General features: G+C 67.9%; 30 protein-coding genes. 17 read left to right on the top strand and 13 right to left on the bottom strand.

Annotation, left to right across the window (positions count from 1 at the left end; all coding sequences use genetic code 11):
- Nucleotides 1-447: 447 nt before the first annotated feature.
- The gene (locus FCF25_RS12940; RefSeq protein ID WP_137048974.1) at nt 448-951 is read left to right on the top strand and encodes an MFS transporter; all 504 of its coding nucleotides are present in this window, start codon (nt 448-450) and stop codon (nt 949-951) included.
- 50 nt (nt 952-1,001) lie between these two features.
- Here the strand turns inward: FCF25_RS12940 and FCF25_RS12935 are convergent, their stop codons facing one another.
- Nucleotides 1,002-1,196, bottom strand: a complete 195-nt coding sequence (locus tag FCF25_RS12935; protein ID WP_117591517.1) for a hypothetical protein — start codon at nt 1,194-1,196, stop codon at nt 1,002-1,004.
- Between the two features lie 85 nt (nt 1,197-1,281).
- Between FCF25_RS12935 and FCF25_RS12930 the strand changes: the two genes are divergently transcribed.
- Complete coding sequence (locus FCF25_RS12930) at nt 1,282-1,707, top strand: EamA family transporter (protein ID WP_117591519.1); 426 nt, start codon at nt 1,282-1,284, stop codon at nt 1,705-1,707.
- Nucleotides 1,708-1,921: 214 nt separating this feature from the next.
- On the opposite strand, the gene FCF25_RS12925 is transcribed toward FCF25_RS12930, so the two are convergent.
- Both FCF25_RS12925 and FCF25_RS12920 read right to left on the bottom strand, forming a co-directional pair.
- Nucleotides 1,922-2,353, bottom strand: coding sequence for an RNA-binding protein (locus FCF25_RS12925; protein ID WP_117591521.1), 432 nt, complete (start codon nt 2,351-2,353; stop codon nt 1,922-1,924).
- A 31-nt stretch (nt 2,354-2,384) separates the two neighbouring features.
- Nucleotides 2,385-2,615, bottom strand: a complete 231-nt coding sequence (locus FCF25_RS12920; protein ID WP_137048973.1) for a DUF1918 domain-containing protein — start codon at nt 2,613-2,615, stop codon at nt 2,385-2,387.
- A 109-nt stretch (nt 2,616-2,724) separates the two neighbouring features.
- On the opposite strand from FCF25_RS12920, the gene FCF25_RS12915 reads away from it, so the two are divergent.
- A complete protein-coding gene (locus FCF25_RS12915; protein WP_137048972.1) occupies nt 2,725-2,928 on the top strand; it encodes a hypothetical protein in 204 nt (67 codons plus the stop codon).
- 39 nt (nt 2,929-2,967) lie between these two features.
- On the opposite strand, the gene FCF25_RS15900 is transcribed toward FCF25_RS12915, so the two are convergent.
- Together FCF25_RS15900 and FCF25_RS12905 are read right to left on the bottom strand one after the other, a co-directional pair.
- A complete protein-coding gene (locus FCF25_RS15900; RefSeq protein ID WP_254425862.1) occupies nt 2,968-3,375 on the bottom strand; it encodes a hypothetical protein in 408 nt (135 codons plus the stop codon).
- Entirely contained in the window at nt 3,372-4,877 is a 1,506-nt protein-coding gene (locus FCF25_RS12905) for a hypothetical protein (RefSeq protein ID WP_217353071.1), read from the bottom strand. Before FCF25_RS12905 ends, FCF25_RS15900 begins: the two co-directional genes overlap by 4 nt.
- 134 nt (nt 4,878-5,011) lie before the next feature.
- Between FCF25_RS12905 and FCF25_RS12900 the strand changes: the two genes are divergently transcribed.
- From FCF25_RS12900 to FCF25_RS12880, 5 genes are all read left to right on the top strand, one after another.
- The gene (locus tag FCF25_RS12900; RefSeq protein WP_117591528.1) at nt 5,012-5,869 is read left to right on the top strand and encodes a heme-copper oxidase subunit III; all 858 of its coding nucleotides are present in this window, start codon (nt 5,012-5,014) and stop codon (nt 5,867-5,869) included.
- 128 nt (nt 5,870-5,997) lie between these two features.
- Nucleotides 5,998-6,441 carry a DUF488 family protein gene (locus FCF25_RS12895; protein WP_137048971.1) on the top strand — a complete coding sequence of 148 codons (444 nt, stop codon included), beginning with the start codon at nt 5,998-6,000 and terminating at the stop codon, nt 6,439-6,441.
- A 136-nt stretch (nt 6,442-6,577) separates the two neighbouring features.
- Entirely contained in the window at nt 6,578-9,031 is a 2,454-nt protein-coding gene (locus FCF25_RS12890) for a penicillin acylase family protein (protein ID WP_137048970.1), read from the top strand.
- Nucleotides 9,028-9,378: a hypothetical protein gene (locus FCF25_RS12885; RefSeq protein ID WP_137048969.1), complete on the top strand. Its 351-nt coding sequence runs from the start codon at nt 9,028-9,030 to the stop codon at nt 9,376-9,378. The genes FCF25_RS12890 and FCF25_RS12885 overlap by 4 nt, the downstream gene beginning before the upstream one ends.
- A gap of 111 nt (nt 9,379-9,489) precedes the next feature.
- Nucleotides 9,490-10,311, top strand: coding sequence for a CDP-alcohol phosphatidyltransferase family protein (locus FCF25_RS12880; protein WP_168191256.1), 822 nt, complete (start codon nt 9,490-9,492; stop codon nt 10,309-10,311).
- 24 nt (nt 10,312-10,335) lie between these two features.
- On the opposite strand, the gene FCF25_RS12875 is transcribed toward FCF25_RS12880, so the two are convergent.
- Nucleotides 10,336-11,289, bottom strand: a complete 954-nt coding sequence (locus FCF25_RS12875; protein ID WP_137048967.1) for a trans-aconitate 2-methyltransferase — start codon at nt 11,287-11,289, stop codon at nt 10,336-10,338.
- Between the two features lie 210 nt (nt 11,290-11,499).
- Between FCF25_RS12875 and FCF25_RS12870 the strand changes: the two genes are divergently transcribed.
- Nucleotides 11,500-13,785, top strand: coding sequence for a hypothetical protein (locus FCF25_RS12870; protein WP_137048966.1), 2,286 nt, complete (start codon nt 11,500-11,502; stop codon nt 13,783-13,785).
- Between the two features lie 8 nt (nt 13,786-13,793).
- Here the strand turns inward: FCF25_RS12870 and FCF25_RS12865 are convergent, their stop codons facing one another.
- On the bottom strand, nt 13,794-14,099 hold the full coding sequence (locus tag FCF25_RS12865; protein WP_117591543.1) for a hypothetical protein: 306 nt from the start codon (nt 14,097-14,099) through the stop codon (nt 13,794-13,796).
- A 237-nt stretch (nt 14,100-14,336) separates the two neighbouring features.
- Between FCF25_RS12865 and FCF25_RS12860 the strand changes: the two genes are divergently transcribed.
- The 4 genes from FCF25_RS12860 (at nt 14,337) to FCF25_RS12845 (ending at nt 17,639) form a co-directional block, all read left to right on the top strand.
- A complete protein-coding gene (locus FCF25_RS12860; RefSeq protein ID WP_137048965.1) occupies nt 14,337-15,671 on the top strand; it encodes an adenylosuccinate synthase in 1,335 nt (444 codons plus the stop codon).
- 157 nt (nt 15,672-15,828) lie between these two features.
- Nucleotides 15,829-16,668, top strand: coding sequence for a phosphatase PAP2 family protein (locus tag FCF25_RS12855; RefSeq protein WP_157972630.1), 840 nt, complete (start codon nt 15,829-15,831; stop codon nt 16,666-16,668).
- An 84-nt stretch (nt 16,669-16,752) separates the two neighbouring features.
- Nucleotides 16,753-16,938 carry a methytransferase partner Trm112 gene (locus FCF25_RS12850; RefSeq protein WP_058581454.1) on the top strand — a complete coding sequence of 62 codons (186 nt, stop codon included), beginning with the start codon at nt 16,753-16,755 and terminating at the stop codon, nt 16,936-16,938.
- 104 nt (nt 16,939-17,042) lie between these two features.
- Nucleotides 17,043-17,639 carry a hypothetical protein gene (locus FCF25_RS12845; protein WP_117591547.1) on the top strand — a complete coding sequence of 199 codons (597 nt, stop codon included), beginning with the start codon at nt 17,043-17,045 and terminating at the stop codon, nt 17,637-17,639.
- Nucleotides 17,640-17,836: 197 nt separating this feature from the next.
- Here FCF25_RS12845 and FCF25_RS12840 read toward each other — a convergent pair whose 3' ends face one another.
- The 3 genes from FCF25_RS12840 to FCF25_RS12830 all read right to left on the bottom strand — a co-directional run bounded on the left by FCF25_RS12840 (nt 17,837) and on the right by FCF25_RS12830 (nt 20,262).
- The gene (locus FCF25_RS12840; RefSeq protein WP_137048964.1) at nt 17,837-18,958 is read right to left on the bottom strand and encodes a DR2241 family protein; all 1,122 of its coding nucleotides are present in this window, start codon (nt 18,956-18,958) and stop codon (nt 17,837-17,839) included.
- Nucleotides 18,958-19,833, bottom strand: coding sequence for a CbiX/SirB N-terminal domain-containing protein (locus FCF25_RS12835; protein WP_137048963.1), 876 nt, complete (start codon nt 19,831-19,833; stop codon nt 18,958-18,960). The genes FCF25_RS12840 and FCF25_RS12835 overlap by 1 nt, the downstream gene beginning before the upstream one ends.
- Before the next feature lie 186 nt (nt 19,834-20,019).
- The gene (locus tag FCF25_RS12830; protein WP_137048962.1) at nt 20,020-20,262 is read right to left on the bottom strand and encodes a hypothetical protein; all 243 of its coding nucleotides are present in this window, start codon (nt 20,260-20,262) and stop codon (nt 20,020-20,022) included.
- A 137-nt stretch (nt 20,263-20,399) separates the two neighbouring features.
- Here FCF25_RS12830 and FCF25_RS12825 point away from each other — a divergent pair, with 137 nt between their 5' ends.
- The 4 genes from FCF25_RS12825 to FCF25_RS12810 all read left to right on the top strand — a co-directional run bounded on the left by FCF25_RS12825 (nt 20,400) and on the right by FCF25_RS12810 (nt 24,192).
- Nucleotides 20,400-20,915 (top strand): hypothetical protein, encoded by a 516-nt coding sequence (locus FCF25_RS12825; protein ID WP_137048961.1) that lies wholly within the window; start codon nt 20,400-20,402, stop codon nt 20,913-20,915.
- A gap of 99 nt (nt 20,916-21,014) precedes the next feature.
- Nucleotides 21,015-21,332, top strand: a complete 318-nt coding sequence (gene gvpO, locus FCF25_RS12820) for a gas vesicle protein GvpO (protein ID WP_137048960.1) — start codon at nt 21,015-21,017, stop codon at nt 21,330-21,332.
- Nucleotides 21,333-21,500: 168 nt separating this feature from the next.
- Complete coding sequence (cysS, locus tag FCF25_RS12815; protein ID WP_137048959.1) at nt 21,501-22,985, top strand: cysteine--tRNA ligase; 1,485 nt, start codon at nt 21,501-21,503, stop codon at nt 22,983-22,985.
- Nucleotides 22,986-23,136: 151 nt separating this feature from the next.
- Nucleotides 23,137-24,192, top strand: coding sequence for a S1C family serine protease (locus tag FCF25_RS12810; protein WP_137048958.1), 1,056 nt, complete (start codon nt 23,137-23,139; stop codon nt 24,190-24,192).
- Between the two features lie 206 nt (nt 24,193-24,398).
- On the opposite strand, the gene FCF25_RS12805 is transcribed toward FCF25_RS12810, so the two are convergent.
- The 3 genes from FCF25_RS12805 to FCF25_RS12795 form a co-directional block, all read right to left on the bottom strand.
- The gene (locus FCF25_RS12805) at nt 24,399-24,803 is read right to left on the bottom strand and encodes a hypothetical protein (protein ID WP_137048957.1); all 405 of its coding nucleotides are present in this window, start codon (nt 24,801-24,803) and stop codon (nt 24,399-24,401) included.
- Nucleotides 24,804-24,883: 80 nt separating this feature from the next.
- The gene (locus tag FCF25_RS12800; protein ID WP_137048956.1) at nt 24,884-25,651 is read right to left on the bottom strand and encodes an ABC transporter permease; all 768 of its coding nucleotides are present in this window, start codon (nt 25,649-25,651) and stop codon (nt 24,884-24,886) included.
- Nucleotides 25,648-26,658 carry an ABC transporter ATP-binding protein gene (locus tag FCF25_RS12795; protein ID WP_137048955.1) on the bottom strand — a complete coding sequence of 337 codons (1,011 nt, stop codon included), beginning with the start codon at nt 26,656-26,658 and terminating at the stop codon, nt 25,648-25,650. Before FCF25_RS12795 ends, FCF25_RS12800 begins: the two co-directional genes overlap by 4 nt.
- Between the last annotated feature and the right edge of the window lie 44 nt (nt 26,659-26,702).

The raw sequence follows: 26,702 nt of genomic DNA, 5'->3' as shown, positions 1-26,702 counted from the left end.
CCTCGTTATCGCCATCGATGTAAGGGTTTACGCCCGACGCAATAAACCGAATAGCGCGATACAAACTTTGGGTGCTCTCTCGTAACGGCTGGTGAGACAGCAACGAAAGTCGGTCGGGTACAGTGTCTAAGCCGAATCGCGCGCATGGTTCTAAGACGAACGTTTCCGCGAGAGTTCGCACGCGACCGTTACCGTTAAGGCCGAAATCCTGCGGCCGCGTCGGTTGGGGGTCGCCATCACCCGAGAAGTTCACTTTCGACGGCGATTCGAGTCGGCCCGCCTATCACGCCGGAGGACGCCCGTCGCTCGCGCCGCCGGTCTTGTGAAGTCTCGACCGAGCGGTGAGGCCGCGAAACCGCAGTATTGAGGTGGTGTTGGCGGCCGGACTGCACCACCGCGCTGAGGCTATCCGTCCGTGCGACCTACTGACTCGACAGGTGGTACACGATGGCACAAGCATACCCCTCTCGGATGCCGACCGAGACAGGCTCTCGGGTCTGGACCGCGTCGGCGCTGGCGGGACTCGTCGCCGGAATTGCGATGGGTCTCGTCATGCAGTTCGTCATGAACGCGATGCCTCTCATCGGGGCGCTCGTCGGGCAACCGACCGTCGTCGGCGGGTGGGTTCTCCACCTCGTCATCAGCGTCGTCTTCGCGCTCACGTTCGCGGCGATAATCACGCGCACGTCGCTGTCACGCTACGGTCGAACGACGCTCGGCACGGTCGGCCTCGGACTCGCCTACGGTGCGGTCCTCACCGTCGTCGCCGGCTGGTTCGCGCTGCCCATCTGGGCGAACGCGGTCGGCGCGGGACCGCTCCCCGTCCCGCTGGTGGTTCCGATGGGCGTGGTCACGCACCTGCTGTACGGTCTCGTCCTCGGCGGCGTCTACGCGTACGCCCGCGGGACGACCGAGTCGGAACCGGCCGAGGAGACGAACGCTCCCGCCTGAGCGTCGGACCCTGAACGTCGGACTCTCTTTTTCGGACGCGATCGAACCGCTCAGGCGACCCACCCGTCGCCGACGAGTTCGCCGACCAGTTCCTCCCAGTCGTCGAACTCGACCGAACAGTGCGGGCTCTGCGAGAGATGTGCCGGGAAGGCGTCGACGCCGTCGTCGAGCGTCGACAGACAGAACGGACAGCGAGACGGGTCCGCCCACGCGCGCGTCAGATACGAGATGTGCGGAGTGTACACGGTAGCGACACGACAGCCCCGGGGTAGTTATACTCCGACGGTTCGCATCGAAACGTTATACCGCCCCTAGCGACCCTTCTACAGCATGAACTATCTCCCGTGGGCGCTTCTGGCGCTGGTGACGTACACGCTCGTCGCACCGCTGATGAACTTCGCGACGACCGGGGATTCCGCGGTCCCGAGCAACGTCGCGACGCTGATGTCGAACACGATTCTCGTTCTCGTCACGCTCGGTCTCGTCGCGTTCACGAACGAGAACGCGGTCAACTACATCACCCATCCGAAGTCGCCGTACATCTACGCCGCCGGTCTCTGTCTCTCCATCGGCATCCTCTCGTACTACCGGGCGCTCTCCCTGGGACAGGTGAGCGTCGTCACCCCCGTCTTCGGCATGTTCCTCGTGACGAGTTCGATACTCGGAATCGTCTTCCTCAACGAGTCGTTCACCGCCCGGAAGGCCGCCGGTATCGCTCTCGCGGTCGTCGCCGTCTACCTCGTCACCGTCGAGTGAGTCGGCCCCTCGCTCTCCGGACGCGACAGAACCGGTACGGTGGGCGCTCTCTTCGGTGACTCAGCGTAGCTATCGGTATAGATATCCGGACAGATACCCAGATAGCTATTCGAATTGCCGTCGGGGAACGCGGACCGATGAGGTCCCGGCGGAGTCGACCAACGCCGTCGAAAAGTGCCGTGTGGACGAGGGGTGAGCGTCGCGCTCGTCTCGGCTACGCCCTCGCGGTTTCGAGTGCGTTCCGCGCGTTCTCGATGGCCGCGTCGCGTTTTGCGGGATACGCTTCGACTTTCGCCCGGAGCGTGATTCCCTCGCCGAGGCGGACTTCACCTCTGAACGCCGCCTGTTTGTCGAGTCGGACGAAAAACGAGCAGTTGTCGTCGACCCTGTCGTCCAACTCCGCCAGGAGGCGGTCGAGTTCGTCCAGTTCGCTCAGCTGTGAGAGGACGTGCCTGAGGTCGTCGGCGTTCTCGACGCGCGCCGAGAGAACGACGATACGGTCGCCGTGATACCCTTTGTTCTCGACGCGCTCGACCTCGAACTCTTCGGGGAGGAACGTCCGGAGCGCCTCCTCGACTCGCTTTTCGTCCTCGGTCGCGTAGCAGAAGCTCCGAACGTCGATGTAGTGAAACGGAACGCTGGCCATGGACGGGGTACTCGGGGAACCGAAAAAAGCCCTACTCCTCGTCGGCGTCGGTGTCGGTGTCGGCGTCGGTGTCGGCGTCGCTCTCCTCGGTCGCCTCCAACGAGTCGGCGGAAACGCCCGTCTCCTGGCCGTCCTCGAAGCTCACCGTGTACGTCGCCTCGCCGAACATCGTCTCCATCACCTGCGTGACGGTACCGACGTCGCCGTCGAACTCGCTGTGTTTGTCGTGGAACACCACGCGGTCGTCTTTTTCGAAGCTCATACCCTCCGTTCCCGTCGATGGCGTAAAAGGACGATGGTTCGACGCCCGTCGGTCGAGCGCCGCCGCGCGGACCGGCAGGCGTTTCACCGGCTGCGACCCCTCCGAAGACGTGTCTCTCGTCAGCGTCAGTTGCCCCGCCTGCGGCGCGTCGGTGTACGTCTCGCTTCCCGCCGGTCGTCGGTTCGTGACGGCCGAACCCGGCGAGGGGGTCGGAGACGGCGAAGAACGTACGGACCTGGAGACGACGACGGCGACGTGTTCGGCGTGCGACGCCTCGTTTCCGGTGATACACGGCGGCTCGGGTGAGCGGTAGCGGACGAGTCGCCGGCGGACCCGTCCTCGTATTCGAAACTCAGGTGACGACCGCGTAGACGAACAGGAACCCGAAGTAGAGGACGACCAGTGCGCCGAGCGAGATGAGGCGGAATCGCTTGAGGTCGGCTTCCTCGGCGGCGTAGGCGTCCCGGTACGCTTCGACTTCGGCCGCGGAGAGCGCGTCGGCGTGGTTCAGTCCGCGGTGGAGCGCGAGATGCCGCTCCTCGACGAACGGGTCGCCGCAGTGGCGACAGCGGAAAGCGGCTTCGCCGTCGTCGACGCGCCGTCGGCCCGCTGCGTGGGGGACGTCGCTACTACTCGACGGCTCGGTGTTCGGCGCGCCGCTGTCGTCGCGGTTTTCGGGGTCTTCGCGGTTTTCGGGGTCTTCGCAGTCGTCGCGGTCTTCGGTTCGGTCGGGTCGCGGCGTCGAGTTCGAGTCGGTCATATGTAGGGTGGCGTCGCGGGTGGTTCGCTCACGATCCAGAGGCTGACTATCGTGTACAGCACCATCACGACGGTGACGCCGTACTGGCTGTGGATGGCCTGCAGACGGTCGGGAAACAGTTCGTACGCCACCGCGTGGGCGACCCAGACGGCGACGAGGTGGCCCAAGAGGACGAAGAACAGTTCGAGGCCGCCGAACCACGACGGCAGCGACGCCAGCGTGAGCGGGTTCTGCGGCGGCGCGAGCGTCGAGAGCGTCGCCAGGTCGACGAGCGTCGAACCGCCGACGTCGAGGAGCGTGGGCGACAGCGACAGCATCACGCCGAGGTTGTGCGCGAGGTGGTAGCCCGCCGCGATGGCGAGCAGCGACGGCGCGAACCGCTCGGCGAGGAACTCGGTGCTGTGGTACGTCTCGGCGTAACGGCGGGCGAGTCGCGCCGACCACCAGTACACCCGGAGGAAGAGCAGAAACCCGAGCAGGTAGACGAGCAGGTAGCCGAGAAGCGGCGGCGTCCCGAGGCCGACGAGTTCGATGACGAACCACGCCCAGAGGTTCGTCCCGACGAAGCCGTCGTAGGTGGTGACGTAGACGACGGCGACGACGAACGCCACCTGGTCGCGGCCGACGACCAGCCCCGCCTCCGAGAGGCCCGCCCCCGGCAGGCGGAATCGAACGCCGTCGTCGGTGCGGTCGAGCGGCGCGGCGCGGCCGTAGAACTCGAACGCCCGCGAGATGGGGTCGACCGTCCCGAACCATCGGTCGGGACCGAAGACGACGCTGCCGAGCACCGAGACGCCGGCGTAGGCAACGATGACCGCCGCGAGCGCCCGCGGTTCGTCGCCGATGGGCGCGACGACCTCGACGAAGATGAGCGCCAACAGCCCGGCGACGGCGGGCCACGCGCCGTAGCGCTCGGGGTACTCGCGGTTCAGCGACGGGAGGAGTTCGGCGAGCGCGCGGAACGGGTTCAGCGTCGGCCACGTGTTGCCGACGAGGTAGACGGAGGCGACGTAGCCGCCCCACCAGCCGACCCAGACGACGAGAATCGCGAGGTTTCTGAGCTGCGTATCCGGGCCGACGAAGCCGACGTACACCGTGAGGGCGAGGACGCCCACGCCGACGAGTCTCCCCGCCGCGCGGAGGAGTCGACCGGGCGACGAGAACGTCCCGCCCCAGTCGTGAATCGAACGGATGAAGCGGCGGTCGGTGACGAAACTGGCGAGGAGAAACGACGCGCCGACGGCCCCGCCGCCGGTGAGCAGGAAGAGCCACGTCGGAATCTCGAGCGTCCCCGGGGCGGCGCTGCGGACCGCCCCGGCGTGAGCGGCGGCGACGCCGACGAACGCCGAGAGCGCGAACGCGGCGGCGACGAGAGCGGCAGCGAGCGAACCGACGAGTCGAGACGCCGACCGTCGGTTGCGGTCGGTCGTCCCGGCGTCGCCGTCGCAGGGGGCGGAGTCGTCGCGACTTCGACGGCCGGCCGAGCGGGGGCGTGGAGCCATCGCCGAGAGTAGGGCGAGTCGCCACGAGTAAGTTGCGACTTCGCGCCACCCGTCGACGGTCGAACCAACTGCAGGCGATTACTCCGCGCCGCAAGTAGGGAGGTTTTTTAGTGGACCGACGGCAACTCACGGGCATGAGTACGCAAGAATCACACGAGGACCACGGGCACCACCTCCCGGCCGTCGAGGACTGGCCGCGAGGGTTCGGCGAGGCGTCGTGGTGGCCGTTCGTCACCGCCGTCGGCGGCGCGGGGCTGTACGTCGGCGCGGCGCTGTACATCATCGCGGCGGGCAACCCCGACCTGCTGCCGGCCATCGCCGGACCAGCCGTCTTCGTCGGCAGCGTCGGCCTGTTCCTCGTCGGCATCTACGGCTGGGTGTACCACGCCTTCGTGAGCCACTTCTGGTCGCGCGACACGCACGCGAACGGGTCGATGGCGCTCAAGTGGGGGATGGTCGCGTTCCTCGGCTCCGAGCTCGCGACGTTCGGCGCGGTGTTCACGTACTACTTCTTCATCCGCGCGGGGACGTGGCCGCCGCAGGAGCTACCGCACCTGCTCGGTTCGCTCGTGCTGGCGAACACGGCGCTGCTCATCGCGTCGAGTTTCACGCTCCACTGGGCGCACGTCGCCATCCGCCGCGAGAACCGCCGCCAGTTCATTCTCGGTCTGGTCGTGACGCTCGTGCTCGGTGTCGTCTTCATCGCCGGACAGGTGCTCGAGTACTACGAGTTCATCGTCAACGAGGGCTTCACGCTCACCAGCGGCATCTTCGCCAGCGCGTTCTTCGGACTCACCGGCCTCCACGGCCTGCACGTGAGCCTCGGCGCGGTGCTCCTCGGCATTGTCCTCGTCCGCGCACTCGCCGGACAGTACTCCGCGGACCGCCACGTCTCGGTCAGCACCGCCTCGATGTACTGGCACTTCGTCGACATCGTCTGGATCTTCCTCGTCGTCGTGCTGTACGCCGGCGCCGTCGTCGGCGGCGCGTAACGCCGGACGAACGCACGACACACGTTTTTCGCATCCCATCTTCGAGCGCCGGCCGCGGGCGCGACGCGAGCCGTCCGGCGCGCGCCGTTCGCCGAAACAGTTCTCACGGACGAGCGAGGAGGTGACCTATGAGCAGCGAGGAGACGGGAGAGCTGTACGACACGTACGTCGCCGCGCTCCAGCACGGATTGGTCGAACTCCCCGAGGGCGTGCGTCTGCTGGGCGTCGTCCGCCGGCCGACGCGGTGGTTCCACGCCGCCGTCGACGAGAACCGCCCGTCGCTCGCGCCGCCGGAGACGCTCTTAGACGAGTTCTCGCGGGAGCGCGACGACCTGAAGATGGCCGGTCTCTGCGACGAGGGCGCGCACAACGCCGCGTGGGAGAACATCGGGTTCGGGGAGCGCTATCGGGAGTATCTCGACGCCGACGAGCCGCGGGCGGCGCTGGAGTCGCTCGCGGCCGAACTCCGCGCGGGCGACGACGCGGCGCTCGTCTGCTACGAGAACACCGAGAAGAAGCGGTGTCATCGGACGATTCTTCGGGACGTGCTCGCCGACCGCCTCCGACAGTAGTTCCGGGCGGAACGACTAGCTTCGGTCAGAGCAGATAGTTCCGGACAGTGTTACTAGCTCCGACCAGAGCGGCAGTGCGACGCGCCGTTCTCATCACCCGCGTAACACTTATTCGGCAACAGTACACGCGTTCACTATGCATTCGAATCCGCGGCGAGTCGCGCTCAGCGTCGTCCTCGCCGGGGCGCTCGTCGCCTCGGCGGTGCTGGGTGGGACGTACCTCTCGCTTTCGGCTCCGTTCTCCGGGAGCGTCTACGAGGGCGTCGACGGCGGCGTCGGCGACGGCGAGCGCGTCGAGAACCCCTACGGCGAGGCGACGGTGACGTACGACGAGTACGGCGTCCCCCACGTCGACGCCGAGAACGAGGAGGCGCTGTACTTCGCGGTCGGCTACGTGCAGGCGAGAGACCGCCTCTTCGCGATGGACCTCCAGCGACGCCTCATCTCGGGCGAACTGTCGTCGGCCGTCGGCGAGGCGGCCGTCGAATCCGACGAGTTCCACCGCTCGATGGACTTCGAGGCGGCGGCGGAGGCGTCCTGGGAGTCGGTGCGGGACACCGAGGCCGGCCCCGGCGTCGAAGCGTTCTCGGCGGGCGTCAACCACTACGCAGAGACGCAACCGCTGCCGCCGGAGTTCGGGATGCTCGGCTACGAACCCGACGAGTGGACGCCCGTGGACACGCTGCTCGTCGGCAAGCAGATCTCGTGGACGCTCTCGGGCAACTTCGCCGACATGCGCCGCGAGACGGTTCGCTCGCGCCTCGGCGCGGACGCGGCGGCCGAGCTGTATCCCGACGCGCTCGACCACGAGACGCCGAACGTCCGCGGCGAGTCGGACGCGGTACCGTACGCGCCCGACGGGAACGTCTCCGAATCGTTCGGCGGTGACGAGTCGGCGGGTGTCGCCGGAACCGAGACACCGGCATCGCAGTCCGCCGACGTCGCCGGACTCTACGACTGGGTGCGGGCGTACGAGTCGGAACCTGGCGTCGGCTCGAACAACTGGGTCGTCTCGGGGAACCTCACCGAGTCGGGGTCGCCACTTTTGGCGAACGACCCGCACCTGCAACTGACGGTGCCGGCGCTGTGGTACGAGATGCGCCTCACGACCGACGAGATGGACGTCCGCGGCGTCACCTTTCCCGGAATCCCGTTCGTCGTCATCGGCCAGACGGAGGACGTGGCCTGGGGGTTGACGAACGTCGGCGGCGACTTCACCGACCAGTACACCTACGAGACCCGCGACGGCGAGTACCTGTACGACGGCGAGTACCGACCGTTCGAGACGACGACCGAGACCATCGAAGTCGCCGACGGCGAGGACCGCACGGTTACGGTGCGAAAGAGCGTCCACGGGCCGGTCGTCGAACGCGAGGGCGTCGAGGTGGGCGTCGCCTGGCCCGGCTTCTCGGCGACCAACGAGAGTCTGGGCGTCTACCGGTTGAACCACGCGTCCGAGATGAGCGACGTGGAGGAGGCGCTCGAAATCTGGGACGCGCCGGCGCAGAACGTCGTCGCCGTCGACCGCGCCGGCGAGACGCTGTACTACCCCGCCGGAAAGTACCCGATTCGCCGCACCGACGGCGACGTCGTCCGCGGGGACCGAATCTTCAACGGCTCCGCGGGCGAGGGCGAGTGGCGGGGTTACGAACCGTACGGCACGTCGTCGTGGTCCGGCTTCGCCCCGTTCGACGCCATCCCGCACCTCGACAACCCCGACTACGTCGCCACGGCGAACCAGCGCGTCGTCGACGACCCGCCGTTCTACGTCGGGACGAGCATGACGTTCGCCGACCCGTATCGCGGGCAGCGAATCTACGAACTGCTCGACGAGCGCGCGAACGCGGGGACGCCGATGACGCCGGAGGACATGAAGCAGATTCAACGCGACGCGGAGAGCGAACGCGCGGCCGCGTTCACCGAGTACGCCCTGTCGTCGACGAACGCCTCGGTCGGTCTCTCGTCGGCCGCACGCGAGGACGCCCGAACGCTCCGCGGGTGGAACGGGTCGATGCGCGCCGACTCGGAGGCGGCGCTGATTTACGCTGTGTGGATGCAGGAGTTCACGAACGCGACGTTCGCCGACGAGTTCGGCGCGCAGGGCCTCGACGAGGGGTACTACCCGCGCGACTACGTTCTGCAGGGGTTCGCCGAGGACAGCGACTGGTACGACGACAATCGAACGAGAGCGGTCGAGACGCGCGCGGAGATCGCCGCCATCGCGATGAACCGGACCGCCGAGCGAATCGGCGAAAGGGGCTACGAGACGTACGGCGACTACAACCGACTCGACCTGAACCACCCGTTCGGGCAGGCGTTCCTCGACTACCCCGAGCGAGCGATGGACGGGTCGCCGGACACGGTGTTCAACTTCCGAACCGAGAGGCAGGTCGGGAGCAGTCTGCGGATGGTCGTCAGTTTCGAGAACGAGTCATCGGCGAGCATCCCCGGCGGTAACTCCGGTAACCCGTGGTCGCCGCAGTACGACGACCAACTTGATATGTGGGCCGACGGTGAGTACAAACCGATGACGCTCGACTCGCCCGGGGGCGACCCCGACCTCGTGTTCGTCGCGGAGGGTTCGTCGTGAGCACCGGTACGCGCGCCGACTCGGCGCTTGCGCCGATACGCACCGGTCGGTACGCAGAACTCGCGTTGATTCTCGCCACCGCCGTCGGCGTCGCGGCGACGACGGTTCACTGGACGGGCCTCGTCGTCGGCGGCGTGCTCGTCGGCCTCGTCGCCACCTCGCTCTCGCGCGCCGTCGTCAACGGTCTCACGTTCGGCCTGGTCGTCCTGTTCGCCTTCGCCGCGTGGTTGCTGTACGAAGGCGCGCTCTCGACGGCGCTCCAGACCGGTCAGATCGGCGTGCTGACCGTCGTAGCGGCGTTCGCACTGCCGCTCGCGGCGGCCGTCGCGGTTCGGGCGCTCGTCTGAACACGACGCCCTCGCTTCGACCGGACGACCGCGCGGCATAGAAGATAACGGCGCGGCATAGATGACGACCGCGCGGCATAGAACTATATTTCGAGCACCGCATATGTGCATGTGTCCGGGAGCAATCGCGTCCGCCGCGAGAGCGCGCTCGCCAGTCTCCGCCGCCGTCTCGGCGGATTCGCGAGCGTCGCCGCGCTGGCGACGCTGTTCGTCGCCAGCGCGCTCTCTACGACTCGCGCCGCGACGACCGCGACGGTCGGAACCTGGTTCCTCGTCGCCGCCGCGGTTCTCGCAGTCGAACTCTGGTGGGCGCTTCGACAGCTCGACCGGAACCGTCGGGCGGGTGAGACGCTGTTCGCTCGTCTCGGAGCCGGCAACCTCGTCACGCTCGGTCGGGGCGTGCTCTTGGCGTGGGTCGCCGCGTTCGTCGTCGTCGACTGGGCCGAAACCGCCGCGTTGCTGTGGATACCCGCCGCACTCTACGGAACCGCCGCCGCGCTCGACCTGCTGGACGGGACGCTCGCGCGACGAAACGACCGCGTCACCGGCTTCGGCACCGCGTTGGACCTGGAATACGACGCCCTCGGCGTGCTCGTCGCCTGCTCGGTCGGTGTGGTCGCCGGGCTGCTGCCCGTCTGGTATCTCTCGGTCGGCTTCGCACGCTACGCGTTCGGCCTCGCACGCGACCTGCGCCGTCGCCGCGGGGCACCCGTCTACGACCTGCCGCCGCGCGTCGGTCGCCGCCTGCTCGCGGGGCTCCAGATGGCGTTTCTCGCCGTGGCGTTGTCGCCGGTGCCCGACCAGCGCGCGAGAGCCGTCGGTGCGGTGGCGTTCGGCGGCGCGCTGCTGCTCGGGTTCGCCCGCGACTGGCTCTACGTCTCCGGACGCGTCGGCGACGGCGCGACCAAACCGACCGAACACGTCGTCGACTGAGCGGTCCGGCGACGACGGCCTCCCTCAGCATCGACCGTACACGTCGAGGTGATGCGCGACAAGCGAGAGTTCGCCGCGTTCGACGGCCGCGTGGCGCTCGTCGACCCACGCGTCGAAGCCGTCGATTTCGCCGCTCTCTCCCACGGAGTCCTCGAAAAACGAGAGCAGGTGGTGCAGAAAGTACGCCTCGTCGCCCGCGTACGGCGGCGTTACAACCCAGTCGGAGCCGCCCGCGGCGAGCAGTTCGCCGCCGGCCTCGGGGGCGGCCGCGAGCAGTTCCCGGCCCGTTCGGCTTCCGCCGGGACGGTTCGGGGCGTCCATACTCGCGTGGTAGGCGTCGACGATTCGGGCCTCCAGTTCGGGCTCCGGCGTCGGCGCGAACCCCGTCTCGCCGTCGAAGGTGACCGGGAAGTACCAGCGGCCGTCGGCGGCGAGCGCCGAGAAGATGGCCGGGAGCGCCGAGTCGAGGTCGACGACGTCCAGAAACGCGGCGGCGACGACGAGGTCCCACCGCCTTTCGGTGGCTTCGAGGAAGTCGAAGGCGTCGGCGGCGACGAACGAGACGCCGATCTCCTCGGACGCGGTCGAGAGCACGAGGTCGTGTCCCGCGTCGTTCTCGCTTTCGTCGCTCTCGTCGCTCTCGCCGCTCTCGTCGCTCTCGTCGCCGCCGTCGACGGCGTACCCCGCCTCCGACGCCCACTCGACGCACCGCTGGCGGCCGCGTTCGAGGCTCGCCCCGTCTCTGTCGACGAGCGTGTACGAGACTCGGTCGGGAAGGCGGTTCCAGTCGAGCAGCCGGCGAAGCATCGAGCCGAGACCGCCGCCGAGGTCGAGAACGCGGACCTCGTCGCGGGCGTCGGCGACGGCCGCGAGGTCCGCGGCCACCGCGTCGAGCGTCGGGCGGTGAAGCGCCCGGTCGTCGACGCGCTCTTTCGCCGCGAGATAGCGCTGAAACGAGTACGACTGGGGACGTGACACGGCCGTACGTCGGTCGCGGGAATCAAAGAGCTACTGACGAGGGCGAGAGAGCGGCGGTCGTAGCCGGAGGGAAAATCGGCAGCGGTCACCCGAAAAGCCGCCCCAAAGGAGGCGGCGGTCGGCCGATGGCTGACAGCCGTCAGACGGCTGACTGACACGTACTTGCGCGTCCGGAAAGTATTTGCTTCGGGTGTGGTGAAGTAGCATCAAATGGACAGCGACGTAATCGAGACAGTCACCGGGTGGGAGGAGCGACCGTTCGACGGCGGGTACGCCGGTCTCTCCGACCTCGCGGCCGCGGGGTTCACCGGGGCCGTCAGCGCCGACATGGCGTGGGCGTTCTTCGTCAACGGCCGCGTCGTCGGCGTCTTCGGGGGTACCATCGAGTCCTTCGAGAGCGCCGAGGGAACCGCCTACACCGCACCGGACCCCTCGCTACCGCTGCTCTTTACGATGCGAGAGCAGGGCGGCGAGACGCGGGCGAGCTACTACACGAACGAGACGTCGATCTCGGAGGCCGACGCCACGCTGAAGTCGGGGAAGTTCACGGGCTACATCGAACTCTCCGAGAACGTGCTCTCGGGCGACTACTACGTCGTCTACCACGGCGGCAAGTCGATGAGCGCGGCGTTCGTCGGCAACAACCGGACGCTCCTGACGGGGGAGGAGGCGTTCGAACGCGCCGACGACGAGGTGGGCATCTTCGAGGTGAAAACCGCCGACGTCGACGTCGTCGAGATTCCGGAGCCCGAGCCGGAACCGGAGCCAGCGCCCGAGGAGTCCGCCGCGGAGGACGACCAGGGAGACGTGACGTTCGGCGCGGTCGGAAGCGCCGAGTCCGAGGCGGCGACCGACGAGCCGGCGAACGCGACGGACGGGACGGCGAACGCGACCGACGCCGGAGCCGAAGAGGACTCGACCGCGGACCGAGCGGCGGTCGATTCGGAGTCGGATGACCGGCTCTCTGGACCCATCGCCGAGACGGAAGAGGTCGCCACCGAGATCGAGACGCCGACGGACCCGACGCCGGCCGAAGCCGAGGCCGCCGCGCACGCAGCCAGCGAGCAGGTGAGCGACGAACCGGCGAGCGACGAACCGGCGAGCGGCGACGCCGGAGGCGCCTCTACGGGGACTCCCGAAGTCGACAGGGGCGAGAACGACGACGCCGACGGCGACGACAGCGACCACCAGCGGACCGATACGACCGCCCAGACGCACCCCGAGCCGCGCGAGCCTTCGGGTGACTCCGCGGCCGTGTCCGCGGGTGAGGGCGCCAACGCGGCCGACGGTGCCGTGGACCCCGACGTGTTCTCCGAGGAGGCCGAGTGGCGGAACGCGAAGTCGATACCGGCGCTGGACCCCGAACAGACCGAGGTGAACGAGTACGCGGACGACGACGGACGGCGGCGGCGGAGGCGTCGTCGACAGGCCGCGCAGACCGACCGCACCCCCGACGAGGACGCCGCCGCGCGGCGCTCGAAGGGCGGTCAGCCCCGGCAGGCGGCCGCGCAGAAGCAGCAACCGACCGCCGCGAGCGCCGAACTCGAACAGCGCCTCGAACGCGCCGTTGCGGCGAAGGAGACCGCCGAGACCGAGCGCCAACAGGCGCTGGAGCGGCTCTCGACAGTCGAGGCCGAACGCGACGAGCAGCGCGAGCGCGCCGACCGCCTCGCGGAGTCGGTCGAGCGGTTGGAGAAGACGGTCGAGTCGCTCGAAGCGAAACTCGAAGCCGCCCAAGCCGGGAGCGACGACGGGTCCGCGCCCGAGCGGACGATGGGCCGCAAAGAGGCGCTCGACGGGACGAACCTGTTCGTCCGCTACGGAACCAAGAGCGGCGGGACGCTGGAGAAAGCCCACGCGGGCGAGGTCGACCGCCCCGAGGTCATCGAAAATCTTCGGCTCGAGCACCACACGCGCTTCGAGACCGAGGGGCTCCACGTCGAAGGGGAGTCCTACGAGGAGTTTCTCGAAGGCACCGTCGAGCACGGTTTCGTGAAGTGGGTCGTCGACGACCTGCTGTACGAGATCCGCGACACTGGCAACGTCGCCGCGATGCAGGAACTGTTCGACGCGATTCCGAAGATAGACCGGGCCGAGCTCGGCGGCGATGTCTCGGTGCAGTTCACCGAGAACGGCGAGGAACACCGCGAACAGCGGACGTTCGACGTGGTGCTGCGCGACCGGATGGGCAACCCGCTTCTGGTCGCCGACGTCAACGACTCGCGGGCGGCGGCGTCGGAGGCGATGATGTCCTCGCTCGTCCAGAACGCCGGACAGGTCGCCGAGACGAGCGACTCGCTGGGCGCGTCGTTCCTCGTGACGACGAGTTACTTCGAGCCGGAAGCGTTAGAGACGGCCGCCGACGCGACGGGCGGTGGACTGCTCAGTCGCGGCAAGCGAAAGAGTCTGGTCCGACTCACCAGAAAGCGGGGATTCCACCTCTGTCTCGTCGAGACCCGTAACGGCGACTTCCATCTGAACGTTCCGGAGCTCTGAGAGAACAGCTACCCTTCGACTTCGACCGCGTCTTCGATTTTCATCGTGTCGAGCTTGTCGACGATCTCGTCGAGTTTGCCGTCGAGTTCGTCGACGAACTCGGCCGTTCGCTCGGTCGTGATCGCACCTTGGCTCGACGGCTCGATGAGGTTCTCCTCCTCGAGGACGCGCAGCGAGTAGCGGACCTTGTGGTGGGGGTAGCCGGTCTCGTTCGACATCTTCACGATACCGATGGGTTCGTTCTCGATGACCATCTTCAGGACTTGGAGGTGTCGTTCGAGCATGTCCACCTCTTTTTCGAGTCTGTCTATCATGCCATTTGTTAACTTGTCTTCGCTCCCTTTAAAAGTTGCTGTCCGGTCCGGCGAGAACGGTAGGGATTGTCATTGTACAACACGTCTATTGTTAACCGTTTGGATTCACCACGAGGCGGAGGGAGATACACGTTCGTGTTCAACTCTCCTGAGGTCGGCGGTCGCCTGTGCGCACCCGTGTTCATTTTTCGACGACGGACCGTAACCGGTTTAGCGAGTGCCGCAGAATCGGCGACTATGACTGTCACAATCGTCGGCTCGCAGTTGGGCGACGAAGGCAAGGGCGCGCTCGTCGACCTCTGGGGCGGCGACGCCGACGTGGTCGTCCGCTATCAGGGCGGCGACAACGCCGGACACACCGTCGTCGAAGACGGGACCGAGTACAAGCTCTCGTTGGTTCCCAGCGGTGCCGTGCGCGACAAGATCGGCGTTCTCGGGAACGGCTGCGTCGTCAACCCCGAGACGCTGTTCGAGGAGATGGACGCGCTGCGCGAGCGGGGCCTCGACCCCGACGTCCGCGTCGCCAAGCGAGCGCACGTCATCCTCCCGTACCACCGCCGACTCGACGGCATCGAGGAGGAGGCGAAGGCCGACTCGGGCGTGAAGGTCGGCACCACCGGCCGCGGCATCGGCCCGACGTACGAGGACAAGGCGGGCCGCCGCGGTATCCGCGTCGGCGACCTGCTCGACCCCGAGATTCTGCGCGACAGACTGGAGTACGTCGTCCCGCAGAAGCGCGCCATCGTCGAGGACGTCTACGGACTCGAAGCCGGCGACGAACTCGACGTCGACGCGCTCCACGAGCGGTGCACCGAGTACGGCCGCCGACTCGCCGAGGAGGGGATGCTCGTCGACTGCGGCGACTTCCTCTACCGCCGCCGCGACGAGGGCGACAACGTGATGTTCGAGGGCGCGCAGGGCACGCTCATCGACATCGACCACGGCAACTACCCGTACGTCACCTCCTCGAACCCGACGGCCGGCGGCGCGGCCGTCGGTTCGGGCGTCGGGCCGACCGTCGTCGGCCGCGGCGAAGTCGTCGGCATCGTCAAAGCGTACCTCTCGCGCGTCGGCGAGGGGCCGCTGCCGACGGAGCTCGACGGCGACGAGCGCGAGGAGGAACTCGCCGACTTCATCCGCGAGAAGGGCGGCGAGTTCGGCACCGTCACCGGTCGTCCGCGTCGTATCGGCTGGCTCGACGTGCCGATGCTCCGCCACGCCTCGCGCACGAGCGGTTTCACCGGTATCGCCGTCAACCACGTCGACGTGCTCGCCGGCCTGGACGAACTGAAGGTCGGCCACGCCTACGAACTCGACGGCGAGGAGATTCGCACGATTCCCTCGACGACCGACGAGTGGGCGCGCTGTGACCCCGTGCTCAAGGAGTTCGAGCCGTGGCCGGAGGTCGACTGGAGCGACGTCGCCGAAGCGGGGTACGAGGCCATCCCCGAGGCCGCCTGCGACTACCTCGACTACCTGAGCGAGCAGGTCGACGCGCCCGTCTACGCCGTCGGCGTCGGTCCGGACCGCGAGCAGTCGGTCGAACTGGCGAACCCGTTCGAGTCACAGTAGACGGTCGAGAACGACGAACCGCCGTCGCCGGCGTGTTCTCCGTAGAACCGCACGACGGCTCTCCGAACCGACACGCTCTTACTCCTCCCCGGAGTCCGGCCGCTATGTTCGTCTCATCGACGGCGAGCGGCGGGTCGGCGTCGCTCGGGGAGGTACGGTGAACGCGTTTCGCCTCGTCGACCTCTCGGAGACGGTTCGGGAGGCGATTCCCCCGGAACTGGTCGACTGGTTCGTCCCGCTGACGGAACTCGGCGGCGTCGCCTTCTCGGTCGGGTTCCTCTGTCTGCTGTACTGGCTCACCGACCGCGAGCGAGCGGCGACGCTGACGGCGCTCGTTCTCGGCGGGGCGGCGCTAGTCGTCGGACTGAAGGGCGCGTTCGCGCTCCCGCGGCCGCCGGTGGAGACGGCGCTGGTCGTCGAAACGGGCTACGGGTTCCCGAGCGGGCACGCCGTCATCGCAACGGTGCTGTACGGCGGTCTCGCGGCGCTCGTCGACGCCGGTCGTCGCGCGGTTCGCTACGCGGCCGCCGCCGCGCTCGTCCTCGTCGTCTCGCTGTCGCGGGTCGTCATCGGCGTCCACTACGTCGGCGACGTGCTCGCGGGCGTGGCGTTGGCGGCGGCGTTTCTGTGGATCGCACTCCGAATCACCCGGAGAGAACCCTCGCGGGCGTTCGTCCTCGCGGCCGGTCTCGGCGCGGTCGGTTACGCGCTCGCCGGGCCGACAGTCAACGCCGTGACTGTCTTCGGCGCGGCGGTCGGCGGCGCGCTGGCGTGGTACGCGCTCGAACCGACCGCGCGCCCGGCCTCTCGACTAGAAGGGGCGACGCTCGCGCTCGTCGGCCTTCCCGCGGTCGTCGGCATCCGCGTCGCCACCGAGGCGGTCGGGACGCTCTTTCCGGCGGTGTTCGCACTCAGCGTGCTGCTGGTCGGGTTCGTCGTCGCGTTTCCGGTGGTCGTCACGGAGCTCGGCGGGAAGACGGGCGTCGCGTCCCGTTGAGCGCGCTACCCTCCGCGAGACCGTCGTTCAGAAACGTCGGGTAACCCGCACGCTTTTTATCCGACGCATCCCACCGTTCGGACGATGAAGGAATCCCTCATGGACATTCTCTGCGACCCGCTCGACAAGAGCGACCTCGAACTGGAAGTCGACGAGCGAGACGACGACGAGATACTCGAAGGCCGACTCATCGGGACGGAGACGGGCGAGGTGTACCCCATCGAGGACGGCATCCCGAACCTGCTGCCGCCGGATATGCGCGACGACTGAGCGACTCGCGACGGGAGTTTCCGCGGCACTCGTCCGAAGAACCCGCCCGATACGTCGCTGTAACGCCCTGTATCTTTTTGCCGTCGCGTACTAAGTGAGGAGACATGTCACAGACGCTCCCCGTCGAAGTGAACGGTGAGCGACTCCACGCCGTGGACGCGCCCAGCGAGTTCACGACGGCAGGGTCGTTCGTCGTCGACCTCGTCAACCGCGGCGAGGCGGTCCACGTCCACCTGCGCCTCGGCGAGGCGCTGTCTCGGGTCGCCCGACTCGACGGCGGCAACCACTACGTCGAACGCGGGACGAACCTCCCGATTCACATCGCCGTCGACGAGTCGCTCGACCGAAGCGTGACCGACACCGTCGAAATATCGGCGGGTTACGGTGCGGAGAAGACGACGGTCAGCGTGACGGTCGAACCGCCCGAGGACGACCCCGGCGTCGACGTCGACGAACGCCTCAGTCGCCCGCCGACCGCGGAACAGACGTCGAAATCGGGAACGACGACAGGTGCGGGAACGCTCGACGACGTCCGTGACAGCGTCGGCGACGTGGGCGTCCTCCCGCTCGTCGGCGTCGGCGTCGTCGCGCTGACCGTCGCGCTCGGCGTCGGGTTGGTGCTCAACAGCCCGGTGGTCTTCGTCGCCGTCGGCGTCGTCCTCGGCGTCGCACTCAGTTTCGCCGCGAGCGAACTCCGCTGAACGCTTCACTCGTCGGTCGGCGTCCCCGATAGATCGCACAGCCACCTTTTCTTCGGTCGCTCCGCTCCCTCGAAAAGCTGGACCAAAAACCGCCGAGCGCTTCACTCGTCGGTCGGCGTCCCCGACAAATCACACAGCCACCTTTTCTTCGGTCGCTCCGCTCCCTCGAAAAGCTGGACCAAAAACCGCCGAACGCTTCACTCGTCGGTCGGCGTCCCCGACAAGTTTCCCTCGTCGTCGAAACGCTTCGCCCGCAGGAACCGCGCTCGGTAGCGATTCGCGCCCTCGTACACGTCGGCCTCCCGAATCTCGTCGGTTCGGCCGTCGGCGACGGCGTCGATTATCTCCTCGACCTGTTCTTTCTCGCTCGGCGTGAGCTCGAACTCGTAGGTCCGCGACTCCTCGCGCTCGAGCGTCGTCCACTTGCGGGCGGCGGCGACGACGAGCGAGCAGGGTTCTCTGCACGGGAAGACGCCGTCGCCCCGGTCGGCGTCGAGTTCGGTCTCCTCGTCGGCGTCCCACATCCGGCGCTTGAGGCACTGCGAGTCGACGCAACAGGACTCCGCAATCCACTCGACGGCCTCCTCGTCGAGTTCGTCGACGACGTCGTAGATACCCGTCTGGCGCTCGGCCGTCTCGTTCCAGTGGCTCACGTCGAGACGACCCTCCCGTTCCCGGTACCAGTTCGGAACGGTCGCGGGGTAGACGACGTCGACCGCCTCGACGAGCGCCCGACCGTCGAGGTCCGCGAACGCCCACCCGTCGCGGAGCGTCGGCGCGGTCTTCAGCGGTCGGTACCGTCCCCTCTCGTCGTACGTGGCGATGCCGCGGGCCTCCAGGGGGTCGGTGTACACATCCAGCGACGAGAGGTCGGCCTCGGCGTCGGCGACGTGACGGAGGTGGTAGCGGCGTTCGCCGTGGTCGGCGACGGTCGCGGTGACGCAGAGTTGTCCCCACTCGCGGCTGACGCCGTCGGCGAGCGCCTCGTACCGCTCCGGAACGCCGTGGTCGTCGGCGCGCTCGGCCCATCGGAGGAACGCGCGGCGCGCGCTGGCGCCGTCGCGTCGGCCGGAATCGGCCTCACCCGTCTCCCGGTCGCCGAGACCGACCTCGCGCGTCCAGTAGAACCAGTTCGAGACGAACCACGGGTTCGACTCGGCCACCTCGCGGAACTCGGCCTCGGAGAGGCCGGTGCGCTCGGTGTGCGGGGTCCGGAACCCGTAGCCGTCGTCCCGGCGGTTCGCGTTCAGCCCGTCGAACTCGACGCCTCCGTCGGCCGCTACGGCTTCGACGAGCGCGTCGAGTTGTCCGGCGCGCATCAGTCACCCGCCGCGGGCGACCCCCGCGTTCGCTCCCGGACGGTTTCGACGGCGTCACCGACGTCCGCGCCCGCCTCCGCGGCGCGTTCGAGCACCACGTCGGCCATGAGCGACTCGGTACCGACCGCCCCGGCGTACCAGATGCGGTGGCCGTCGACCTCGGCGGGCACGTCGTATCCCGTCCGGTAATCGTCGGTGAGTCCCATATCCTCGGGGATGTCCTCCTGTGTGTGGAAGCCGTCGGCGATGAACAGCGGGACCACCACCACGTCGTCGCTCTCGAAGTACTCCGTCACGTCGTCGACCTCGGGCTCTTCGTCCATGTACAGCGCCTGCACCTCGTCGAAGCGGTCCATCTCGCGGATGCGCTCGGCGTGGTACTCGATTGCCTTCGCGCTGTTCTCGTTGCGCTCGGTGCCGTGGCCGACGACGGCGAGGCCGAATCCCGCTCCCACTTCGGGGTCGTCCGTCACCGACTCGGCGCGGCGGACGAGCACGTCGGTCATCGACTCGTGAGTGCCGACGGGACCGCAGTAGTGAACGCGCTGGTTCGTGTCTGCGGCGGTGAGCGTCGCGTGACTGGCGCTCAGGCCGTCGGAGTCCCACTCCGAGACGTCCCAGCCGTCGAGGCGAAGCTCGCGGGGGATGACCTGCTCGGTGAAGTAGCCCTCGCTGATGAACATCGGGACGACGAACACCTCGTCGGACTCCACGGTCCTGAGGACCTCTCTGAGCGACGGTTCTTCCTTCCAGAAACCGGTCTTCACCTCGTCGAACGCGCCGACGTCGCGGATGGTGTCCGCGTGGTCGTAGGTCGGGGCGCTCGAATCCGGATTCAGGTGAGACCCGTGGGCCACGATGACCAGCGCTTGCATGTCCGACGCTGAGGGCGCGACGCTCTTAGGGACTTCGGGTCCGGCAGTCCGACCCGGTTCGTTGCGCGCGGTTCTCGTGCGGTTCTGCGGCGGTCGGGCGGGGAGGCGTCAGCGGGAAGTCAGTTCGCGTGTGGGTCGAGTGCTGTTCGAGTGCGGTTCGCGTGCGGTTCGTCGACCGTTGACGGTTCAGGCCTCGATGCAGACGCCGGTTCGCGGGATGCAGACGTGGCTGCGGCGACCCAGCGAGCGGCGCGCGGCGAGCACGGCGACCGTCACCAGCGTCGCCGCGCCGACGCCCGCTAACACGAGGAGGGTCGCCGTCGGGTAGGAGGCGACGACCATCGCGGCGAACGCGACGAGGAGGAAGACGAACGTCTGCACCACCGATTCGACCGTCGTCGGGAGCGGCTCCGGGTGTGTTCTCATCACAGATAGAGAGTGGACCGCCGAGGCAATAAGGGTAATCTGAATGATATTTCTGTACGCGATGTTACTGAAATTCGCTTCAGTCGACAGCGCGGTAGGGACCCTCCAGGTTTTTTGTGCGCTCCCCGTGACCCGCGGCCATGTCACTGGCCGCAGACGCCCGCGAGGCCGCCCGCGAGCGACCGTTCCTCCTGACGGCGCTCCGGGCGGGCGTGGTCAACTACGCCGCCGCCGCGTCGCATCTCGACGTCGACGGCGAGACGGACGCTATCGCCACCGCGCTCCGTCGGTACGCCGAGGAGTTGCCGCCGCTGGAAACCGAACCACGGGACGCTCGCGTGACGATGAAGAGCGGAGTCGGCGTTGTCGACTCGGCGGATGCGGAGTCGGCGAACGGAGACGCGTTGCTGACGCTCGGCGGACGAGCGGTCGTCGCCGGCGACGGGTCGCAGACGGCCATCTTGGCCACCGGCGAAGTGGGTGCCGACGCGCTGACGACGGTGCTCGGACGGTTACAGGCCGCCGAGATTCCGGTCGACGCGGCGGCGACGGCGGGTGGTTCGTTGCTCGTCGTCGTGGAGCGTCGCGACGGCGTGAACGCGCTCCAGGTCGTCGAGGCGGCACTGGAGGCGGTTTCGGTCGCGAACACTCGGTAGACGACGGTCCGCGTCGCTCCGGAGACGTGTCGGAACCGGTAAACGACACAACAGTTATCGAAACAGAGTCTGACTCTCCCCGGGGGCGCGGATGGGAACATGAGCACAACAAGCGAAGATACCGGCAGCACGGCAGAACAGCGGGGACAGTACGACCTCGACGGTATCCGGCAGCGCGCAGCCAGCCGCACGGAAGCGCTCACCGAGCGTCCGCTCGACAGCGTTCACGCGGTCGAGTACGACGACGAGGCGGAGCGGTGGCACACGCTCGTCGACGTGGTAGAGCGACGGTCGGTGCCGGATACGCAAGATATCTTGGGCGTGTACAGAATCGAGTTCGACGGCCAGGGGAACGCGGTGGCGTTCGAGCGACTGCAGCGGTACCGCCGCGGGGACCGGATTTCGTTCGCTCACTGAGCCGCGTTTCGCTGGGCGCGCACCGTCGCTCCGCACGACTGCGTCCGAGACATCGCCGAGAGAAACCGCGAGCGAACGACTCGGCGAAGGGGCCGAACGACACGCACCGCCGTCACCCTCTCGCACAGTTCTGAAAGGTCTAAATCCCGTCCCGGACAATCCCCGCCAATGACGCTGTCCGTGACCAACACCCTGACGGGCGAACGCGAAGAGTTCGAGCCGGGCGACCCCGACGACGTTTTGCTGTACGTCTGCGGGCTGACGGTCTCGGACGACGCCCACCTCGGCCACGCCCGGGTGTGGACCCATTCGGACGTGATGCACCGCTGGCTGGCCCACGAGGGCTACGGCGTCCGCCACGTCGAGAACTTCACCGACGTGAACGAGAAGATCGCCGCCCGCGCGGGCGAGGAGGGCCTCGGCGACACGGAGCACGAGGTCGCCGAGCACTTCATGGCCTCGGTCATCGAGGACATGCGCGGACTCAACCTCCTGCGCGCGGAGGTCTACCCCCGAGTATCGGAGCACGTCCCCGAGATAATCGACCTCATCGAGACGCTCGTCGAGAAGGGCTACGCCTACGAGTCCAATGGTTCGGTGTACTTCGACGTGACCGAGTTCCCCGACTACGGGAAACTCTCGAACCAGAGCGTCGAGGAGATGGAAGCACAGGGCGAAGCCGACGAGCGCAGCGATAAACGCCACCCCGCCGACTTCGCGCTCTGGAAAGCCGACGGCGTCGGCGACGCCGCCATCGCCGAACACCGGAAGGACGACCGCCCCCTCGACGACTCGACCGACCGCGGCGAGACGTGGGAGTCGCCGTGGGGCGAGGGGCGTCCGGGCTGGCACATCGAGTGCTCGGCGATGTCGATGACGCACCTCGGCGAGACGCTCGACATCCACGTCGGCGGCCACGACCTCGTGTTCCCGCACCACGAGAACGAAATCGCTCAGAGCGAGGCAGCGACGGGGAGAAAGTTCGCCCGGTACTGGCTCCACACCGGCTTGCTGGAGACCAAGGGCGAGAAGATGAGTTCGAGCCTCGGCAACTTTTTCACCGTCTCGGGCGCGCTCGACGAGTTCGGTGTCGACATCGTCCGGACGTTCTACCTCTCGACGGGCTACGGCTCGAAACAGACGTTCAGCGAGGAGGCGATGGCCGAAGCCCGAGAGCGCTGGGAGCGGCTGGAGCGCGCCTACGAGACGGCCACCGACCGCCTCGACTCGACCAGTGCGCGGACGAAAGTCGAGGACGACGAACTGCGAGCGACGGTCGACGAGGCGCGCGAGGAGTTCACGCGAGCGATGAACGACGACTTCAACGTCCGCGAGGCGATGGCCGCGCTCCTGGAGCTCGCCGCGGGCGTCAACCGCCACGTCGAGCGTCACGACGAGTACGACTACCGGGGACTGCGAGAGGCCGTCGAGACGTTCGAGGAACTCGGCGGCGGCGTGTTCGGCCTCACCTTCGGCGGCGAGACGGACGGCGACGTGAGCCTCGCAGACGACCTCGTCGAACTCGTCCTGGAGGTCCGCGAGTCCGAGCGCGAGGCGGGCAACTACGGACGCGCCGATGACCTCCGGGACCGATTGGAGGCCATCGGCGTCGAAGTGCAAGACAGCGACGACGGGCCGACGTTCCGGTACTGAGCGACCAAATTTCGATTCGCCGTGTCGCTTCACGCGAACCGACAGCCTCTTCTCCGTTGCGGCATGACAACATCCGACATTCTCATATCTACTGGGACGCCTAACCTCCGGTAAGCGCGGGCGTCGCCGGTCGGCGTCGGCGCACCACCCCATGAAGTCAGACATCGACTACGAACGGTTGTACGAGGAGGTCATCCCCTCCGTCGTCTCCATCTACGCCGCCGAGCGCGGTCCGATGGGCGGCGCTGGGTCCGGCTTCGTCTACGACCGGAACCACGTCGTGACGAACGAACACGTCGTCCGCGGCGGCGACGGGGTCGAACTCCGGTTCAGCGACGGCCAGTGGCGCGAGGGCGAGGTCGTCGGCGTCGACGCCTACACCGACCTCGCCGTCGTCCGCGTCGAGCGCTTGCCCGAGACGGCCGTACCGCTCCCCGTCGCCACCGAGAACCCGAGACCCGGTCGCCCCGTCGCGGCGCTCGGCAACCCGATGGGGCTCGACGGCTCCATCAGCGTCGGCATCGTCTCCGGGTCGAACCGCTCGATGCCGACCTCCGGCGGCTTCGCCATTCCGGACGTGGTCCAGACCGACGCGCCCATCAACCCCGGCAACAGCGGCGGGCCGCTCGTGGCGCTGAACGGCCGCGGCGAGTCGGACGGCGGAGGCGAGAACGGCGATTCGACGACGTTCTCCTACGAAGTCGTCGGCGTCAACCGCGCCAAACAGGGCGACAACATCGGCTTCGCCGTCTCGCCGGCCATCGTCTCGCAGGTCGTTCCGGGGCTCGTCGAGGACGGCTCGTACCGCCACTCCTACCTCCGGACGCGGACGCTCGACGTGACCCCCACCGTCGCGCGGGCGAACCGCCTCGACGAGCCTCGGGGAGTGCTCGTCGTCGACGTGGCCGCCGGACCGACCGGCGGCGACGCGCTCCGCGGGTCGCGCTACTCGCGGACCGTCCGCGGGCGGGAAGTGCCGGTCGGCGGCGACGTCATCGTCGGCATCAACGGCCGCGCGGTCAACTCCCACGAGCAGTTGATGCACTACCTCATCACGGAGACGCGCCCGGGCGAACCGGTCGAGATCGACGTGCTGCGCGACGGCGAGGCGAAGACGCTACGCGTGGTTCTCGGCGAGCGCCCGACGCCAGACGGGAGACGCCCGCGGCGGCGCGACGGACGCGGCGAGCGCATCCCCATCGACTGAGCCGAGAGCCGAGAGAGCGCCGAATCACTCGAAACTGCTACAGTTTCGCGGCCGAAATTCGGGCGCCATGGGCCACTGCCCCCACTGTGAGACGGAACTGCGAGAACTCGTCGAGAGCGACACCGACCTCCGATTCAGCGATGGAACGGTCTGGGAGTGTTCGTCTTGCGGCGCGATTCTCGGCGTGAGCCGAGTCGGAGTGTAACTCACCAGCTAGCGACTTCCCCGACGAACGTTACGAAGCCGCCGAGAAGTCCCGCCATCTGAACCCAGTTTCCGACAGAACCACTCCAGTTCGGCGACAGACCGAGATACGCTACGACAGGAACGAGACCGGCTATCGCACCGATAGGGTAGAGCAGCCGCCACTTCAACGCCGAGGGGAGGAACTCGCGGCGAAGTACCACGGCGGCGACGAGTCCGGCTACAATAGCCGGTGGGAAGAGCAGTAGTAGTTGTAGTCCCATCCCGTCTCCGTGCCTCGGTTCGGGTGTGAGCGGATACACGCTGAGCGCCGCGAAGAGCGAGTACCCGAGAAGCACGGTAGCGACAGTGAAAGCCACCTTGGAGGCCCAATGGACGTTTCCGAATCGAAGAAACGAACCGTTCATGAGTTTGGACTCTTGGAGCTGAACAAATACGTTCCGACCGTACGCTCAATGCGAGACGAGCGGAGAGAACGCTGTTTCCACTAATCCGTCCGCGGGATGGCGTACGCCCCGGCGGCGAAGAAGACGACGGCGAGCGCGGCGAGCACGGCGAGGTTGACGACGACGGAGTCACCTAATCCGGCACTCTCGTACGTCAGCGCCCGGACGCCGCGCGAGAAGTACGTCAGCGGCGAGAGGTTCACTATCGGCCCGAACCACTCCGGCAGCAACTCCGGCGTGACGAACGTCTCCGAGAGGAACAAAAGCGGCAGTGCGATGGTGTTGCTCGCGGCGATGACGCCGTCCTGGGAGTCGGCGACGCTGCCGAGTATCGTCCCGAGGCCGCAGAACACGACGACGCCGAGGACGACGAACGGAACCAGGAGTAGCAGGCCGGGAGTGAGCGGAATCTCCGCGCCGGTCACGACGACCATCAGCGCGAGGATGAGCAGCGCCGCGAGGCCGATGATGACGACGTTGACGAGCGTCTGCGCGAGCAACCACTCGGTGCGCGACAGCGGCGTCGTCGCCAGTTTCTCGAAGCGGCTCCCCTCGCGGTGACGGGCGATTTCGCTGCCGACGCGCGACAGCGGCGTGAACAGCACGACGGTCGCCAGATAGCCCGGCACGTAGTACGTCTGCGGTTCGGCGAACAGGCCCCCGCCGGTCGGCTGGGTCTGCACCAGCGCGCCGAAGATGAGCACGAGGATGACCGGGAAGAAGAACGTGAAGAACACCGCCGTCCGCCGGCGGAGGAAAGAGTTCCACGCCGCGTCGAACTCCGCGCGGACCCGCCCGGTCGCCGTCATCGCTCACCCCCCGAGCCGGCGGGAGCGCCGGCGTCGACGGTCTGAGTTTCTTCCGCGCCGCCGGCGTCGGCGGTACGTCCCGCGGCGGTCGGTCGGTCGAACGCGGCGAACTCGTCGCCGGTGAGGCGCAGGTAGACGTCTTCGAGGCTCGGTTGCTTCCACGTCAGCGCGTCGTAGCGGACGCCGGCGGAGTCGAGCGCGTCGACGGCCGGGCCGATGCGTTCGGGTTCGACGTCCCGGAAGACGAGCTCCTCGCCGTCGACGGCGAGATCGAACGCCGGGTTCGCCTTCGAGAGCGCCTCGGCCGCGGCGGACGGCGACGTTTCGGGACGGACGACGAGTCGGCTCTCGCCGCCGTACTCGGCGACCAGCGAGTCGGGCGTCCCGACGGCGACGAGTTTCCCGTCGGCGAGGAGGCCGACGCGGTCCGAGAGCCGTTCGACCTCGGCCATCGAGTGACTCGTCAGGAAGACGGTCGTCCCGCCCGCCGCGAGCCCCTCCAGGAGCGCCCAGAGCGACCGGCGACCCGCGGGGTCGATGCCGGTCGTCGGTTCGTCCAGGAAGAGCAGGTCGGGGTCGTTGACGAGCGAGATGCCGACGCAGGCGCGGCGCTGCTGTCCGCCCGAGAGGTTCTCGTACCACGTGTCGGCGGCGTCGGTCAGGCCGACGTCGGCCAACACGGCGTCGGGGTCCCGCGAGTCGTCGTACAGGCCGGCGTAGTAGGCGACGAGTTCGCGGGCGGTGAGTCGCGCCGGCGGCGAGAACGACTGCGGAAGCAGGCTCACGCGTTGCTCGTCGGCGTCCTCGGGGTCGCCGTCGAAGACGCGAACCGTCCCGTCTGCGCGGGTCGTTCCGGTGAGCGCGCGGACGAGCGTCGTCTTCCCGGCACCGTTCGGGCCGATGAGGCCGAACACCTCCCCGGCGCCGACCGACAGCGAGACGCCGTCGAGCGCGACGGTGTCACCGTACCGTTTCCGTACGTCGTCGGCGACCAGTACCTCGTCCATGGTCGGACTCGGAGCGTTCCGGCCGTAAGGATTCGGATTCCGCT

It is taken from the genome of Haloprofundus sp. MHR1 (assembly GCF_005155585.1).
Taxonomy (GTDB): domain Archaea; phylum Halobacteriota; class Halobacteria; order Halobacteriales; family Haloferacaceae; genus Haloprofundus; species Haloprofundus halophilus.
Note: the sequence above shows the minus strand (reverse complement) of the source record. Positions and strands in the feature narration are given on the sequence as shown.